This is a genomic window from Amycolatopsis sp. NPDC101161 (assembly GCF_044768185.1).
Lineage (GTDB): Bacteria > Actinomycetota > Actinomycetes > Mycobacteriales > Pseudonocardiaceae > Amycolatopsis.
Map to the genome: position 1 here is coordinate 1,840,574 of NZ_JBIWPI010000001.1, position 15,695 is coordinate 1,856,268.

General features: G+C 72.9%; 16 protein-coding genes and 1 pseudogene. 11 read left to right on the top strand and 6 right to left on the bottom strand.

The genetic code is table 11. From position 1 onward, the window contains the following. Positions 1 to 53 precede the first annotated feature (53 nt). Positions 54 to 833 (top strand): helix-turn-helix transcriptional regulator, encoded by a 780-nt coding sequence (locus tag ACIRSS_RS09035; RefSeq protein ID WP_400892427.1) that lies wholly within the window; start codon positions 54 to 56, stop codon positions 831 to 833. On the opposite strand, the gene ACIRSS_RS09040 is transcribed toward ACIRSS_RS09035, so the two are convergent. Then, a complete protein-coding gene (locus ACIRSS_RS09040) occupies positions 809 to 1,387 on the bottom strand; it encodes a TetR/AcrR family transcriptional regulator (RefSeq protein ID WP_400892430.1) in 579 nt (192 codons plus the stop codon). The genes ACIRSS_RS09035 and ACIRSS_RS09040 overlap by 25 nt on opposite strands. Positions 1,388 to 1,446: 59 nt before the next feature. Here ACIRSS_RS09040 and ACIRSS_RS09045 point away from each other — a divergent pair, with 59 nt between their 5' ends. Beyond that, positions 1,447 to 2,442: a hypothetical protein gene (locus ACIRSS_RS09045; RefSeq protein WP_400892432.1), complete on the top strand. Its 996-nt coding sequence runs from the start codon at positions 1,447 to 1,449 to the stop codon at positions 2,440 to 2,442. Here ACIRSS_RS09045 and ACIRSS_RS09050 read toward each other — a convergent pair. Beyond that, positions 2,433 to 3,158, bottom strand: coding sequence for an alpha/beta fold hydrolase (locus tag ACIRSS_RS09050; RefSeq protein WP_400892434.1), 726 nt, complete (start codon positions 3,156 to 3,158; stop codon positions 2,433 to 2,435). The two genes, ACIRSS_RS09045 and ACIRSS_RS09050, sit on opposite strands and share 10 nt — an antisense overlap. 179 nt (positions 3,159 to 3,337) lie before the next feature. Between ACIRSS_RS09050 and ACIRSS_RS09055 the strand changes: the two genes are divergently transcribed. The 7 genes from ACIRSS_RS09055 to ACIRSS_RS09085 all read left to right on the top strand — a co-directional run bounded on the left by ACIRSS_RS09055 (position 3,338) and on the right by ACIRSS_RS09085 (position 10,532). Further along, complete coding sequence (locus tag ACIRSS_RS09055; protein WP_400892437.1) at positions 3,338 to 4,117, top strand: hypothetical protein; 780 nt, start codon at positions 3,338 to 3,340, stop codon at positions 4,115 to 4,117. 77 nt (positions 4,118 to 4,194) lie between these two features. Next, positions 4,195 to 4,554 (top strand): YciI family protein, encoded by a 360-nt coding sequence (locus ACIRSS_RS09060; RefSeq protein WP_400892439.1) that lies wholly within the window; start codon positions 4,195 to 4,197, stop codon positions 4,552 to 4,554. Positions 4,555 to 4,594: 40 nt separating this feature from the next. After that, on the top strand, positions 4,595 to 5,881 hold the full coding sequence (locus tag ACIRSS_RS09065) for an alpha/beta hydrolase (protein ID WP_400892442.1): 1,287 nt from the start codon (positions 4,595 to 4,597) through the stop codon (positions 5,879 to 5,881). Between the two features lie 187 nt (positions 5,882 to 6,068). Further along, positions 6,069 to 7,193, top strand: a complete 1,125-nt coding sequence (locus tag ACIRSS_RS09070) for an adenosylhomocysteinase (protein ID WP_400892445.1) — start codon at positions 6,069 to 6,071, stop codon at positions 7,191 to 7,193. A 61-nt stretch (positions 7,194 to 7,254) separates the two neighbouring features. After that, on the top strand, positions 7,255 to 8,130 hold the full coding sequence (locus ACIRSS_RS09075; protein ID WP_400892447.1) for an LLM class F420-dependent oxidoreductase: 876 nt from the start codon (positions 7,255 to 7,257) through the stop codon (positions 8,128 to 8,130). A gap of 173 nt (positions 8,131 to 8,303) precedes the next feature. Beyond that, on the top strand, positions 8,304 to 9,731 hold the full coding sequence (locus tag ACIRSS_RS09080; protein WP_400892450.1) for a hypothetical protein: 1,428 nt from the start codon (positions 8,304 to 8,306) through the stop codon (positions 9,729 to 9,731). 153 nt (positions 9,732 to 9,884) lie between these two features. Then, positions 9,885 to 10,532, top strand: coding sequence for a GTP pyrophosphokinase family protein (locus tag ACIRSS_RS09085; RefSeq protein ID WP_400892452.1), 648 nt, complete (start codon positions 9,885 to 9,887; stop codon positions 10,530 to 10,532). 1 nt (position 10,533) lies between these two features. Here ACIRSS_RS09085 and ACIRSS_RS09090 read toward each other — a convergent pair whose 3' ends face one another. Together ACIRSS_RS09090 and ACIRSS_RS09095 are read right to left on the bottom strand one after the other, a co-directional pair. Continuing rightward, on the bottom strand, positions 10,534 to 11,175 hold the full coding sequence (locus ACIRSS_RS09090; RefSeq protein ID WP_400892454.1) for a TetR/AcrR family transcriptional regulator C-terminal domain-containing protein: 642 nt from the start codon (positions 11,173 to 11,175) through the stop codon (positions 10,534 to 10,536). Beyond that, positions 11,172 to 12,476, bottom strand: a complete 1,305-nt coding sequence (locus tag ACIRSS_RS09095; RefSeq protein WP_400892457.1) for a cytochrome P450 — start codon at positions 12,474 to 12,476, stop codon at positions 11,172 to 11,174. The genes ACIRSS_RS09090 and ACIRSS_RS09095 overlap by 4 nt, the downstream gene beginning before the upstream one ends. A 75-nt stretch (positions 12,477 to 12,551) precedes the next feature. Here ACIRSS_RS09095 and ACIRSS_RS09100 point away from each other — a divergent pair. Then, positions 12,552 to 12,917 (top strand): annotated as a pseudogene (locus ACIRSS_RS09100) (ester cyclase); the annotation flags it as partial. A gap of 49 nt (positions 12,918 to 12,966) precedes the next feature. Here ACIRSS_RS09100 and ACIRSS_RS09105 read toward each other — a convergent pair. Then, positions 12,967 to 13,935, bottom strand: a complete 969-nt coding sequence (locus ACIRSS_RS09105) for an EamA family transporter (protein ID WP_400892460.1) — start codon at positions 13,933 to 13,935, stop codon at positions 12,967 to 12,969. 68 nt (positions 13,936 to 14,003) lie between these two features. On the opposite strand from ACIRSS_RS09105, the gene ACIRSS_RS09110 reads away from it, so the two are divergent. After that, positions 14,004 to 14,861 (top strand): LysR family transcriptional regulator, encoded by an 858-nt coding sequence (locus ACIRSS_RS09110; protein ID WP_400892462.1) that lies wholly within the window; start codon positions 14,004 to 14,006, stop codon positions 14,859 to 14,861. Here ACIRSS_RS09110 and ACIRSS_RS09115 read toward each other — a convergent pair. After that, positions 14,849 to 15,499, bottom strand: coding sequence for a DUF998 domain-containing protein (locus tag ACIRSS_RS09115; RefSeq protein WP_400892465.1), 651 nt, complete (start codon positions 15,497 to 15,499; stop codon positions 14,849 to 14,851). The two genes, ACIRSS_RS09110 and ACIRSS_RS09115, sit on opposite strands and share 13 nt — an antisense overlap. Positions 15,500 to 15,695: the final 196 nt, after the last annotated feature.

Genomic DNA, 15,695 nt, shown 5'->3' on the forward strand with positions numbered 1-15,695 from the left:
CGCTAACCAGACCTGGTATTATCCTGGGACTGTCCAGTGCCACGGAGGTCGCCATGCCGGACGCGGCGCGGGCCGGGCTGGGGGAGTTCCTGCGGTCCCGGCGCGAGCGGCTGACCCCGGCGGCGCTCGGGTTGCCGGACCGCCGCCGGCGCCGCACGCCGGGGTTGCGTCGCGAAGAGGTCGCCGAACTGGCCGGCATCGGCGTCGACTGGTACATCCGGCTCGAGCAGGGCCGCACGGTCAGCCCGTCGGCCGCGACCGTCGAAGCGCTCGCGGGTGCCCTGCGGTTGGACGACGTCGAGCGCGCCCACCTGCGTGCCCTCGCCCGGAACCCGGCCCGGTCCCCGTTCGACCGGGAAGAGGTGCCGGCCGCCACCCGCCGGCTCGTCGAGGGCCTGAGCGAGCCGGCGTACGTGACGGGCCGCCGCTGGGACGTGCTGGCCTGGAACCGCGCGGCCACCGAGGTGTTCACCGACTTCGCCGCGCTCGCGGACGCGGACCGCAACGTCCTGGTCTTCCTGCTGCTCGACGAGCGCGGCCGGCGGCTGTTCGGCCCGGGCTGGGCCGCGCAGGCCGAGCACGCCGTGGCGCAGTTCCGCTCCGCGCACGACCTGTGGGCCGGCGACCCGGCGTTCACCGGGCTGGCGTCGCGGCTGCGCGCGGGCTGCCGCGAGTTCGCGACGTGGTGGGACCGCCACGACGTCGGCCGCAGCGGACCCGGCCGCAAGACGCTGTACCGCCCGGAGCCGGCGGAATTCGACTACGCGACCTTCCAGGTCGCCGAGGACCCCGCGCTGCGCTTGACGATCTACGCGCCCACCAGCGGCAAGTAGACCTCGTCGACGATCTCGACCAGCACGGAATCGTCCACTGTGGTCAGTCCGCGCGTGAGGAACTCGTTGCGCAGCAGGACCAGTGCCACGGTGGCGACGCGGGGGTGCCGGGCTCCGGGGCGTGCTTCACCGCGGGCGACGGCCCGGTCGAGAACCGTGAGCCACGGCTTCGGGCCGCCCTCGGCGGCCTGGTCGTGCAGCTGCCGCCGGAGCTCGGGCTCGTCGCCGACGCCGGTCAGCAGGCCGCGCAGGATCCGGGCGGCGGGGGAGGACTGGCCGCAGTTGATCGCGCGCAGCAGGGCGAGCGCGTCTTCGCGGAGGCTGCCGGTGTCGGGCGGGGTGAGCCGGTCCGCGGCGACGTGCCGGTAGGCGGCGACGCCGAGCGCGGCGCGGTTCGGCCAGCGGCGGTAGATCGCGTTCTTGTTGGTGCCGGCCCGCTGCGCGACGCGTTCCATTGTCAGGCCGGGGTAGCCGGTCTCGGCGAGCTCGTCCGCGGCCGCGCGCAGGATCGCGTCTTCCAGCTCGGCACCGCGGCGGCGGGTCTTCTCGGCCATGGACGGCAGTGTACCGGTTTAGGGTACGGTACGGACCGTACCCTAAATCTGGAGGAGCTGTGAGAGCCAAGGGCATCGGCTACGACACGGGCTTGGCGCGCGACGGGCGGTTCAACCGTCCGTTCGACCCGGACCTGGTCCGCCGCGAGCTGACGATCATCCGCGACGACCTGCACTGCACCGCGGTGCGGCTGATCGGCACGGATCTGGACCGCATCGAGCACGCCGCCCGAGAGGCGGCCGCGCTCGGGCTGGAGGTGTGGTTCTCGCCGTTCCCCTGGGACCGGCATCCGGAGGAGGTCCTCGAACTGCTCGCCGACGGCGCCGCCCGGGCCGAACGCCTGCGCGCGGCCGGCGCCGAGGTCGTGTTCGTCACCGGCGCCGAGCTGAGCCTGTTCAACCACGGCTTCGTGCCGGGCGAGGACATCACCGCCCGTGTCGCCGCACTGATGGCTTCGCGGGAGGTGATCGCGGGACTTCCCCAGCGGGTCAACGCTTTCCTGGCCCGCGCGGTCGAAGCGGTCCGGGCGGAGTTCGGCGGCCGCGTCACGTACGCGTCGGTGCCGCTGGAGCGGGTGGACTGGACGCCGTTCGACATCGTCTCGGTGGACGCGCACCGCTCGAAGGAGGTCGAGCACGTGTACCGCGAGGGCGTCCGCACGCTGGTGGCGTCGGGCAAACCGGTGGCCATCACGGAGTTCGGCGTGACGCCCTACCGCGGCGCGGCCGACCTCGGCGCCCGCTGCGGCGAGATCGTCGAGTACGAGGGCGCCGAACCGGTCCGGCTGAAGGGTTCCTACGTCCGGGACGAAGAGGAGCAGGCACGGTACTTCCGCGAGCTGCTGGAGGTGTTCGAGACCGAAGGCGTCGACGCGGCTTTCGCGTGCACGTTCGTCTGTTACGGGCTGGTGCACCGATCCGATCCCCGGCGGGACCTGGACATGGCGAGCTGGGGCGTGGTGAAGGTGCTGGAGGAGGGGACGGGGGAGACCTACGAAGGCGTGCCGTGGGAACCGAAGGCGGCGTTCGGCGCCTTGGCCGAGTGCTACGGCTGAGCCAGGAACTCCATCATCGCCGTGGTCAGCTCCGGGCTCGACATCGCCGTGTAGTGGTTGCCCGGGACCCGGGCGAACCGGCCGTGGGGCAGGGCCGCGGCCAGCGCGTCCGCCGACGCGTGGCTGTCGTCCTCTTCGCCCACCACGATCAACGTCGGCGTGGTGATCCGGTCCAGGCCGGTCGTCGGGACGTGCGTGCCCAGCACGTGCCGCAGCGCGACCGGGTCGCCGCCGGCCTGGCCGATCCAGTACGCCGGTGACCCGGGCTCCACGGGCTCGCCGTCGATGAGGGCGGTCAGCGCCTGGTGGTAGACCCCGGTCCGCGAGGTCGCGCGGCGGACGGCGTCGAGGCTCTGCCCCGCGACGACCGCGCGGCCGGGGCGGGCGCCGCGGGCCAGCAGGCGCAGCACCACCCGGCCGCCGAGCGAATAGCCGCCCAGGTCGTAGTCGTCCTGGCCGAGCTGGTCGAGCAGGGCGAACCCGTCGTCGGCGAGGACGTCGGGCGGGTAGGCGCCCGGGTCGTGCGGGGCGGCGCTCGCGCCGTGGCCGCGCAGGTCGGGGAGGAGCACGCGGTGCCCGTGCCCGGCGAGCACCTCGGCCGGGCCGAGCCAGTCGCGACCCGAGCCGGTGAAGCCGTGGAACAGCACGAGCGGCCGGCCCGCGCCGAGTTCGCGGTAGCTGAGCTCCAGGCCGGCGTACCCCCGGAAGTGCGGCATGGAATCAGCTTAGCCATCAGATGAATCGCCGACCAAATAGGCGAGCATCTTGCCAAACACCGCCGGATGACGTTAACTTCGTGGCGCCAGACATCGGATGTCCAGCCCGGTTTCGCCGGGTCCGTCCGCCGACCGATGTGCACCCCTGCCGACCACTTCGTCAGGAAGGACACACCGACGTGCCCCACTTCCCCCGCAGGACGGCTCTCGCCGTCGCCGCCCTCACCATCCCGATCCTGTTCAGCCCCGTCGCGCAAGCGGCTCCGCTGTGGCACCCCGACCCCGCCACCGACGGGCTCAAGGCCTTCGAAGGCATCGAAGCCGACCGCGGCAACCACCACCCGGACCGCAAGTACGTCGTCGTCGAAGGCGACCACTACCGCTTCAACATCTGGAAGGACGACCGCGACACGACCGGCGGCGGCGACCGCCAGCGCACCGAGTCCAAGGGCATGGTGCAGAGCGGCACGACGCTCAAGATGCACAACGGCGAGACCTGGACGCTGTCCTACGAGATGTACATCCCGGGCACCCTGCACGGCACCAGCAAGTTCACCCACATCTTCCAGACCAAGACGCCGTCCACCAACGGCGGCCCGTGGGTGACGCTGGACCTGACCCGCAGCGGCAGCAAGGAAATGCTCAACGCCCGCGCGTACGCCAACTCGGGTTCGCCGAGCATCGCGGCCACCGATCTGTCGCCGCTGCGGGACAAGTGGATCACCATCGAGTGGACGTTCACGCCGGGGTCCAAGGGCAAGGCGGCGTGCGTCATCCGCAACGGGACCGGGTCGAGCGCCCCGGTCGCGGCGCAGGGCAGCATGTCGAACGTCAACATCCCGGACCAGGGTGACTACGTGCGGCCCAAGTGGGGGATCTACCGCTCGGTCCAAAGCGCCTCGTCCGACATCCTGGACACCTACCTGCTGTTCCGGAACTACACGGCCTCGCGCAAGTAGCCTTGTCGACCCGGGGCGGGCCCGTTCGTATGAGCGGTGAGCGGCGGGACGGGCCCGCCCGCGCGAGGAGGAGCGTCATGGCGCACTACCTGCTGTCCGTGCACAGCGTCGAAGGCGAAGTCCGCGAGCCGCCCACCGAGGCGGACATGCGGGCGGTGCAGCAGCGGCTCGGCGACGTCGAGAACGACCTCAAGACGACCGGGGCCTGGGTGTTCAGCGCCCGGCTGGACGACCCCGCCGCCGCCCGGGTGGTCCGGGAAGCCGGCGACGGGCTGCTGACCACCGACGGGCCCTTCGCCGAGTCGAAGGAGCACATCGGCGGCTTCTACCTCATCGAAGCCGACGGTCTTGACGCCGCGCTGACCTGGGCCGCCCGGGTCACCGCCGCGATCCACGCGCCGATCGAGGTGCGCGCGCTCGCCGGGTTCGCCGCCTGAGCCGTGGCGGCGGACCCCGGCCCGGGGTGACACTGGCGCCATGAAGGTCGTCGACGGGTACCCCGGCACACGCCGCCCGTCGACGACCGCGCGCTACGCCACCCCGGCGCCGCTCAGGCGGGGTCCGGTGCTGGTCACGGCCGCTTTCGCCGCCCTCGGCGGGGCCCTGATCCCGGCCGCTTCGGTGCCCGCGCTCTGGCGGATCTGGCAGTTCTACGCCATGTTGTTCGCCCTGGTCGCGGCCATCGAGGTGGTCGCCTTCGTCGCGGTCCTCGGGTGGCCGACCCGCAAGACCGCCCACGCCGGCGCGTTCATCGCCACCGGCGGCCTCGCGCTGTGGGTGGCCAGCCGGCCGCTCGGGCTGCTGACGCGGCTCGACCCCTGGCAGCCCGCGGACACCGTCGTCGGCTTCACCGACTACGTCGCGGCCGCGCTGCAGGTCATCGCCGTACTCGGCTTCCTGGTCGTGGCGCGGCGGCGCGCGCACCCGAGGCCCTCGATGCCCCGGCGCGTGACGGCGTGGATCCTGCTGTTCCCGGTGCTGCTGGTCGTGCTCGCGGCCGGCGCCGCGGGCACGGTCGCGGCCGGCGACCGCATCAGCGGGACGGCCGCGTCGTCCCTCCTGGACGGCAGCACCGTCGAATACTGCCGCCCGGACGGCATCCCGCTCGCCATGGACCTCGCGCGTCCGGCCGGCCGCGCCGCCGCCCCGGTGGCGCTCTTCCTCCACGGCGGCGGGCTCGTCGCCGGCAACCGCCGGCCGTCCGGCCCGGGCGCGCTGCTGGCCGGCTCGCGGCTGGTTCCCCTGCGCGACGCCCTGACGGCGCGCGGGTTCGCGGTCGCCTCGATCGACTACCGCCTCGCCCCCGCTGCGCGCTGGCCGGCGCCGCTGGAAGACGCCCGGTGCGCGGTCCGGTTCCTCGGGGCCAACGCGGCGGCGTTGAGCCTCGACCCGGCGCGGATCACGGTCGTGGGCACGGGCGCGGGCGGCACCCTGGCGTCGCTGCTGGGCGTGGCGGGAAAGCCGGAGGTCCGCGCGGTGGCCGCGGTCGACGCCCCGGCGGACTTCGACCTCGCGGGCCTGGACCCGCTCACCCGGGCCTCGATCCTCGTGGCCCTGGGCCGTTCCCCGGCGACGCTGCGCGAGGCGAGCCCGCTGACGTACGCGGGCGTGGGCGCCCCACCGTTCCTGCTCGCGGGTGGCCGGAAATCGGCCGAGTTCGCGGACCACCTGCGCGCGGCGGGCGTCCCGGTGACGACCGGCGACGGCGATCCGGCCGAGGTGGCGCGGTTCCTGGCGACGGCGACCGGCACACCGACGCCATGACGTCGCCCGGCCCGTGCCGAGCGCCCGAAGCGGGCAGGTCGCCGAGCGCCGCCAGCTCGAAGTCGTGCGGTAGCTTGGAGGCGTGGACGGGCGGGCGATCTTCGGCGATCACTCGTACCGCTGCGACTTCTACGGTTGACGGATCCTTTGCTCCGGGTCCTTTTCTCCGTCAACCGCAAGGAAAACCATGTCTTCATCCGTGCTCTGGGCGCTCAAGCACATGCCGCTGACCGCGGCCGCCGTCGAAGAGGCCGCGTCGCTGCTCGCCGGGCGGCGCCTGGCGATGTGCCTGCACGTCGAACCCAAGACGGCCGCCCTGGCCACCCTGCTGGCCCGCGCCGGCGTCGAAGTCACGCTCACCGGCTCGCCCGGCACGACGCACGACGACGTCGCGGCCGCGCTCCGGGACCTCGGGGTGGCCGTGCACACCCGCCGGTCCGACGACGAAGCCGACCACGCCCGCAACGTCGCCGCGGTGCTCGAGTGCGAACCGGACCTCACGCTCGACAACGGCGCCGACCTGACGCTGTCACTGCTGGCGTCCGGGACGCCCGCGGGCTACCTCGGCGGCACCGAAGAGACCACCACGGGCGGCGTCCGGCTGCGGGAGGCGGCCGTGCGCCACCCGGTCGTCGTGATCAACGACTCGCGGCTGAAGCTGCTGGTGGAGAACGAGTTCGGCGTCGGCCAGAGCGTCGTGCAGGGATTTCTGAACGCCACCAACCTGATGGTGCCGGGGATGCGCGCGGCGGTGCTCGGCTACGGGCCGTGCGGCAAGGGCGTCGCGGACACCCTGGCGCGCCTCGGCGCGCGGGTAGCGGTGTGCGACACGGACCCGATGCGGGCGCTGCAGGCCATTTTGGACGGTCACCGGGTCGGCTCCGCCGTCGAGGTGCTGTCGGACGCGCAGGCGGTGTTCACGGCGACGGGCGCCCCGGGTGTCGTGGGCGCCGAAGAACTGGCGGCCCTGCCCGACGGCGCCCTGATCGCCGGGGTCGGGCACTTCGCGTGGGAGATCGACGCGGCGGCGCTGCGGGCGGCGACGGTCCGCACGGTCGAGTACGGCTCGCCGGGCCGCCGGGTCGGGCACGTGCTGGCCGACGGCCGGGAGGTCGTCGTCCTCGACCGCGGCCGGATGCTGAACCTGACCGCCGCGAACGGGAACTCCATCCAGGCGATGGATCTGGGGCTCACCCTGCAGGTCCGCAGCCTGGCGGCGGTGGCCGCGGGCGGCCTCGCGGCCGAGGTCCAGCCGGTGCCGGCCCCGGTCGAGCACCGGATCGCCACGGACCTGGTGGCCGCGCTGGCTTGACCTGGAGCGCGCTCCAGCCTCTAGCGTGAGGTCACGCGACAACACGTCAGGAGCACGTTCCATGGAACTCGGATTCCACCTCCCCATCTTCGACATCGAGGGCGGGACCACCGCCATCGCCGGTGAGCTCGCCCGCGTGGGCGCCGCAGCGGAGGAGGCCGGGGCGACCTGGCTGTCCTTCATGGACCACTACTTCCAGATCGAGCCCACCGGCCTGCCCGCCGAGTCGAACATGCTGGAGGGGTACACCACCCTCGGGTTCCTCGCCGCGCACACGTCGCGGGTCGAGCTCGGCCTGCTCGTCACCGGCGTGACCTACCGGCACCCCGGCCTGCTCGCGAAGATCGTCACGACCCTCGACGTCCTCTCGGGCGGCCGGGCCGCGCTGGGCATCGGCGCCGCCTGGTTCGAGCGCGAGCACCGGGGGATGGGTGTGCCGTTCCCGCCGGTCGCCGAGCGGTTCGAGCGGCTGGAGGAGACGCTGCGGATCTGCGGGCAGATGTGGGACCCGGCCGACAACGGCCCGTTCGAGGGCAAGTACTACCAGCTCGCCGAGACGCTCTGCTCTCCTCAGCCGATCAGCCGGCCGAAGGTGCTCATCGGCGGCGGCGGGGAGCGCAAGACGCTGCGGCTCGTCGCCCAGTACGGCGACGCGTGCAACCTCTTCGCTTCGTCGCCTTCGGATGTGGAGCACAAGCTGGACGTGCTGCGCCGCCACTGCGACGACGTCGGCCGCGACTACGACGAGATCCGCAAGACGGTCCTGGCGAACAACCCGCGTCCGACGCCGGAGACCCGCGACGACTTCGTGCGCGCCATGGCCGACTACGCGAAGCTCGGGATCCGGCAGGCGATCATCACGCCGACGACCGGCTCGCCCGCCGCGTGGATCGAGGGCATGGCGCCGGTCGTGCCGCAGCTGGCCGGACTGGGCTGAAGTTTTACCGCCCGATAACCCGGGCTCTGGTATCCAGGTAGCGGCCGGCGGACCGCCGGCCGCTCTTTTATGTCCACTGTGGACTCCTCCTGGTCGTTTTCCTCTTGCGGTGAACCGTTCCCGGTGTCGCGCCGTGTGCCGTGGTGAGGTGGCGACCAGAGAGGAGGGGCTCGATGCCCCACGCACGCAGTACCGGACGACACCGCAAACCGGCGACGATCGGGCTGGTCGCGCTGCTGGGAGTCGCGGGGGCGACCGCGACGGCGATCGCGCTCAGCAGCCCGGCCAGCAACGCGGCCACGGAAAGCTGCGGTGGCCTGGACACGGCGCTGCAGAACAACCTGACGTTCATCGCGGGCCAGCAGGCCGCCCCGGACGCCCAGTCGGCGGCGAGGATCGCCAACCGCCAGGCGGTGGTGGACCAGATCCAGCAACGCCGCGCGGCCGCGGGCTGCGGCGGCGCGGTGGCGGCCAACGAGGTAGCGGCCCAGTGCGCGGCGGTCGCCAAGGCAGGCGAGAAAGCGGCCGAAGCGGACGCCAAGGCCGCGGGCAAGGCCGCGAAGGGCAAGGCCGCCCAGCAAGGCATGGGCGCGGCGAACGAGAACGGCATGGCGGCCAAGAACGGCGCGGCCGATCAGAACGGCATGGCCGCCGGGAACGGTGCGGCCGATCAGAACGGCATGGCGGACCAGAACGGCATGGCCGCCGGGAACGGTGCGGCCGACCAGAACGGCATGGCCGACGCCAACGGCATGGCCTCCCAGCAGGGAGTCGCCGACCAGGGCAAAGCCGCTGCCGCCAACGGCAAGGCCAAGAAGAACAAGGCGGCCGGGAAGAACGCGAAGGCCGCCCAGGACGCCGCCGCCCAGGATCAAGCGGCCGCCCAGGCCTGCGGAGTGGTCGAGCAGTGCGTGGCCCAAGCCGCGGGAGCCGCCGACGCCAACGGCATGGCGAACCAGAACGGCATGGCCAGCCAGAACGGCGCGGCCAACGAGAACGGCATGGCCAACCAGCAGGGCATGGCGAACCAGAACGGCATGGCCAGCCAGAACGGCATGGCCAACCAGCAGGGTATGGCCGACCAGAATGGCGCGGCTGACCAGAACGGTATGGCGAACCAGCAGGGTATGGCCGACCAGAACGGTATGGCGAACCAGAACGGCGCGGCCAACCAGAACGGCATGGCCGACCAAAACGGCGCAGCCAGCGAAAACGGCATGGCCAACCAGCAGGGCATGGCCGACCAGAACGGCATGGCCAGCCAGAACGGCATGGCGAACCAGAATGGCATGGCCAACCAGAACGGCATGGCCAACCAGCAGGGCATGGCAGCCCAGAACGCGGCCGCCAACCAGGACTGCGCCGCCATTCTCGACTGCGTCGCCAAGGCCGCGGCCGATCCCGCCGCCACCGCCGATCAGCAGGGCACGGCCACCGCCCAGAACGGCAACGGCCAGCAGAAGGCCAAGGGCAAGAACAAGAAGGCGGCCGAGCAGGCAGCGGCGGTAGCCGTCGCCGAGAAGTGCGTCGCGGCCGGCAGCCAAAGCGGAACCGGAACCGCGACCGCGACCGAAAGCGCGTCGGCAACCGCCGGCAAGTGAGACCAGGTGGGTGTGCACCGGCGGCGGGCCGGTGCACGGCCACCGTCACCCGATCCGGTGACCGGCGGGAACTCCGCCCCACCGCTGTTCGTTCACCGATCGAAGCGCAGTAACCTGAAGCGCCCAGACGACCGACGACAGCACGAGGCTTCAGTGACCACCGATCCGGCGGCCGAGGACCTGCGGGAGGCGGCCGACGAGCTCGCCGTCGCCGGGCAGCTCCCGCGGTTCCTGCTGATGTACAAGTTCGCCATCGAAGAGCTGATGACGAAACTGCGGATCCTCAGCGAGGAGTTCGACTTCGTCCACCAGCACGACCCGATCGAGCACATCACCAGCCGCGTGAAGCGGCCGGAAGCGATCAAGGAGAAGGTCCGCCGCCGCGGCCTGGGCGACGACTGGGTCGCCGCCGCGCACGTCCTCGACGACATCGCCGGCATCCGCGTCGTCTGCCCGTTCGTCTCCGACGTCCACCAGGTCGCCCGGATGCTCACCGCGCAGGACGACGTCGAGCTGTTGCGCACCAAGGACTACATCGCCCGCCCGAAGGCCAACGGCTACCGCAGCCTGCACCTGATCGTCCGGATCCCGGTGTTCCTGTCCGACCGCGTCGAGAAGGTCAAGGTCGAGGTGCAGCTGCGCACCATCGCGATGGACTTCTGGGCGGCCGTCGAGCACAAGCTGTCCTACAAGTACGCCGACCGCGTCCCGGACGACTTCGCGGGCGAGCTCGCCGCCGCGGCCCGCACGGCCGCCGACCTCGACGCCCGGATGGCCGCCCTGCACGAACGGATCCGCTGACTCACGGCGCCAGCGCGTCGAGCAGGATCCCCAGCCCGAACTCGAACTCCGCTTCGTGGTCGCACACCGCCAGGTACGGCGCGGCCGCCGACACGGCGGGCAGCCCGGATCCCGCCAACTCCGCCAGCCGGCCCGAAGAGCCGGTCGCGCTGAACGTCGGGGCCGCGTCGACCTCCCGCATCAGCGTGCCGATCAGGAACGCCAGCACCGCGCGCAACCCGTGCACCGCGCGCTCCGGCGGGTAGCCCGCCGCGAGCAGCGGCCCGAGCACGGCCTCCACCGGCGCCAGCGCCGTCATCGACGCCAGCTGCCGGGTCAGCACCAGCGGCGCCGCCCGCGGGTGGCCGAGCATCGCGTTCCGGAACCCGTGCGCCAGCCCGGACATCGTCTCCCGCAGCCCCCCGCCGGGCACCGGCGCCGGGATCGCCGCCAGCAGCACCTCGGCGACCCCGTCCAGCAGGGCGTCCTTGCCGTCGACGTGGTTGTACAGGCTCATCGGGTCGACGCCGAGCCGCCGCGCGAGCTTCCGCATGCTCACGGCCTCGAGACCCTCTTCGTCGACGAGCGCGAGCGCTTCCCGCAGGATCCGCTCCCGCGAGAGGCCGCCGGCCTCCTTGGGCGGCCGCCCGCGCCGGCCCGTCACGGCGTGAGCACCGCGGGCAGCACCTCGTAGCCGCGCAGGATCCGCGTGGTGCGGCGCCGGCCGCCGGGCAGCACCCGCAGCCCGGGGAACCGGTCGAAGATCGTGCGCAGCCCGATCTCGCCCTCCATCCGCGCCAGCGACGCCCCCAGGCAGTGGTGGCGGCCGGAGCCGAACGACACGTGGTCGCGCGCGCCCTCGCGGGTGACGTCGAACGTGCCCGGATCGGCGAACACGCCCGGGTCGCGGTTCGCGCCGGCCAGCACGGTGGTCACCAGCGCCCCGCGCGGCAGCGGGACGCCCGCGACCTCGGTGGCGCGCGTCGCCAGACGCCCGGTCAGCAGGACCGGCGGGTCGTACCGCAAGACCTCCTCGACGGCGTTGCCCCACAGCTCCGGCCGCTCGCGCAGCACGGCGAGCTGCGCGGGATCGCCCGCCAGCAGGGCGATCCCGCTGCCGAGCAGGTTGACCGTCGTCTCGAACCCGGCCGCCAGCACCAGGCCCGCGGTCGACTTGAGCTCGGTCTCGGTGAGCCCGACGCCGCCGTTGCGGGCCGCGACGAGCTTGCTGAACAGGTCCGGGCCCGGGTGCCGGCGCAGGTGGTCGAGGTGCTCGCCGAGCCAGGTGTCGAACTCGGCCAGCGCGGTCTCGACGTCGCGGAACGTCCGCCAGCCCAGGCCGAGGTCGAGGCTCGGCGCCGCGGCCGCGCCCAGCGACAGCACCTTGCCCAGGTCCGCGGGCGGCACGCCGAGGATCTCGCTGATCACCGTCACCGGGAGCAGGCCGCAGTAGGACTCGACGAGGTCGAGCGGGCGGCCCGGGTCGAGCGCGTCGAGCAGGCCGTCGGCGATCTCCTGGACGCGGCCGCGCAGCTGCTCGACCGCGCGCACGGTGAACACGCCGGTGACGAGCTTGCGGTAGCGGGTGTGCTCGGGCGGGTTGACGGCGAGCAGCGACGGCGGCCGCACCGGGTGCAGGTGCTCGCCGGCCGACCACTCGACGAGCCGCCCGAGCGGCGAACCGTCGGAGCCGATGACGCCGACGCGGAAGTCGTCGCCGGAGAGCACCTCCCGGACCGCGGCGTGCGTCGTGGTCATCCAGCCGAAGCGGGTGCGGGCGAGCGGGCCGGCGGCGCGGATCTCCTCGAAGAGGCCGGTCAGGTCGTGGCCTTCGGCCGCCGCGACCACCATCCGCCCCTGCAGGTCGCCGCGCCGGGCTTCGCGGCGCAGCACGGTCCGGGGGAGCGCGTGGCCGAGGCCCCACCTGATCACCGGCTTCGCGCGGGCGAGGGTTCCTTCGAGCACAGCGTCCCCTTCCGTCGGCGTCCCTACAGTGTAGGTTATCGTTGTTTACCTACGCCGTAGATAAAGGAGTGCGCGATGAGCGAGTTCGACATCCCCGGCCCGGAAGTCCTGGCCGCGCGGCAGAAGCTGGTGCTCGACCACTTCCGCGACGAGGTCGCCCAGGACTGGGACGCCACGCTCTCGACGTTCCCGCACCCGCACTACGAGGTCGTCGCGACGATGACCGTGCACGACGGCGACGGCGCCGTCCGCGGCTACTACCACGACACCCGCACCGCGTTCCCCGACCAGCACCACGAGCTGATCGCGCTGCGCCACAGCGCGGACGCGGTCGTCGTCGAGTTCTGGCTGCTGGGCACGCACCTCGGCCCGTTCGGCGCGATCCCGGCGACCGGGTCGCGCTTCCGCGTCCGGATGACCGCGTACTTCGTGTTCGACGCCGAGGAAAACCTCGTGTGCGAACGCATCTACTTCGACACGCTCTCGATGCTCAAGCAGCTGATCGGCGGGGTGGACAAGAAGAACCCGAAGAACTGGCCGCTGCTGCTGCGGGTGGCACGGGGCTTCCTGGCGATGTCGGGGGCGAAGCCGGACCCGCGGCTGACGGAGACGACGGAGCCGGTGCTGCGGGTCTGATCACCGCGAGGACGTTGACCGCGACGATCACCGCGATCGCCGCCCACGACAGCGCGTCGAGGCGCTGACCGAGGACCACCCAGCCGACGAGCGCCGCCAGCACCGGGTTCACGCTCATCACCGTGCCGAACACCGGCGCCGGGACCCGCCGCAGCGTCAGCAGGTCGGCCAGCATCGGCACGGCCGACGACAGGACCCCCGCGGTCACCGCGGCGAGGACCGCGCCGAGATCCGGCCGGTGCGTGAGCATCGCGACGACCCCGACCGGCACGTACGCGAGCCCGGACACGCCCGCGGCGGCCGCCGAGCCCGCGACGCCGGGGATGCGCGCGCCGACCGCGCGGTTGAGCAGGATGTAGCTCGCCCAGCACGCGGCCGCGAGCAGCGCCAGGCCGATGCCGAGGTAGTCCGTGCTCGGCCGGGGCCGCACCAGCACCACCACGGCAACCGCCGCGACGAGCGCGCCCAGCAGGTCGCCCCGTCGCCGCGACCCGGCCAGGGCGACGGCGAGGGGGCCGAGGAACTCCAGCGTCACGGCCAAGCCCAGACCGACGCGGTCGACCGCGCTGTAGAGGGAGAGGTTCATCGTCCCGAACACCAGCGCCAAGGCCAGCACGAGCCGCCACTGCGCGGCGGTGAACGCGCGCAGGCGCGGCCGCGCGGTCGCGAGCAGCACCACGGCCGCGACCCACTGCCGGACGGCGACGACGCCGGCCGGGCCCAGCTGCGGGAAGGCCAGCGCCGCGACCGCCGCCCCCACCTGGTTGGACAGCCCGCTGCCCGTCATCAGCGCCGCCCCGCGCCAGCGTCCTTCGCTCGTCATGCCCCGACTATCGGGGCCGCGGACGCATACGCAAAATGCATCCGACACGTCGGCTATACGCTGAGCGCATGGATGCTTCGCTCGAGCTGCGCCACCTGCGGCACTTCGCCGCGGTCGTGGACAACGGCAGCTTCACCGACGCCGCGCTCGAGCTGGGTGTCTCGCAGGCGACGGTGTCGCGGACGCTGCTCGCCCTCGAGCGGATCCTCGGCGTCCGGCTGCTGCACCGGACCAGCCGGACGGTCGAGCCGACCACGGCCGGCGTCACGGTCCTCGCCCGTGCCCGGGTCCTGCTGGCCGACGCCGAGGCGCTGGTCCACGAGGTCACGACCGGCCACACGCGGCTGCGGCTGGGGCACGCCTGGTCGGCGCTGGGCAAGCACACCGCGGAGTTCCAGCGGCGCTGGCACGACCAGTACCCGGACGTCGAGCTGCAGCTCGTGCGGACCAACACGGCGACCGGGGGACTGGCCGAGGGGCGCTGCGACCTGGCCGTCGTGCGCACCGCCGTCGACACGCGCCGGTACAGCCACGCGCTCGTCGGCCGGGAACGCCGGTGCGTCGCGCTCGCCTCGGACGACCCCTGGGCGCGGCGCCGCGTGATCCGGTTCGCCGAACTGGCGGAGCGCACGCTCGTCGTCGACCGGCGCACCGGCACCACGACGCCGGATCTCTGGCCCGAAGGCACGCGGCCGGCGGTGGAGTACACCCACGACATCGACGACTGGCTGGCGGCGATCGCGACCGGGCGCTGCGTCGGTGTCACCCCGGAGGCGACCGCGGCCCAGTACCGGCGCGACGGCATCCGCTACCGGCCGCTGCGCGACGCGGACCCCGTGCCGGTCCGGCTGATCTGGCGCCACCGCGACGCCCACCCGGCGACGCACCTGGCCGCCGCCCTGCTGACGGAGCTCTACCGCGCCTGATCGCGCGCCGGAGCGAGCAGGACGCCCAAAGCGACCAGCTCGGTCAGCGCCATCCCGCGTTCGACCAGGCCGAGCGGGATGAGCGTCCACCAGCGGCCGCCGTCGACCGCGGCAACCACGACCGCGCCCAGGATCACCGCGAACCAGGCCAGGGACGCGATCGCGAGCACCCGGGCCAGCCACCGGCGGCCGGGGGAGTCCGGGAACGCCGTGCGCGCCGCGACCAGCACCGCGAGCGGCAGCGCGACGAAGGCCACCACGCTGGCGATCCGGTGCAGCGTGCCGCCGAAGTCCGCGCGCGAGACCGTGGCCCAGTCCGGCTTGGGGAAGGCCACGATGACCAGCAGCCCGACCGTCCACAGTGTCCCCAGCAGCGCCGCGGGCACAGGCAGCCGCCGCTGGCTGCGCAGGACGGCGAGCCCCGCCGCCGAGCCCAGGGCCACCAGGACCACCGCGAGGTCGAACACCCACTTGTGGTCCGAGAGCCCGTACTCGCTGATCGTGCGGCGGGTCGCGCTGATCTCGTCGGTCGGCGGGATGACCTGCAGCAGCAGCACCAGCGCGGCGCCGATCACGAGCGCGGCGATGCCGCTCAGCGAAACCGCGAGCGACGTTCGTCGCGCAGGGACCGTGACCATGAACCGACAGTAGCCGAGCGCCGGTTGAACTCCCGGTGAAATGTCCTTTCGGGCGGCCGAAGGTGTGAAAGCGAGGTCAAGGCTGTACGACTTACGGCGGTTACCGTAGCCGGTTTTCGTCCATTACGGTCATCCGCTACCGGTACGTCCGTGCTGTGCCGGCCTCGGTCAAGGAGGTCTTTGCCTGTGGGGAATT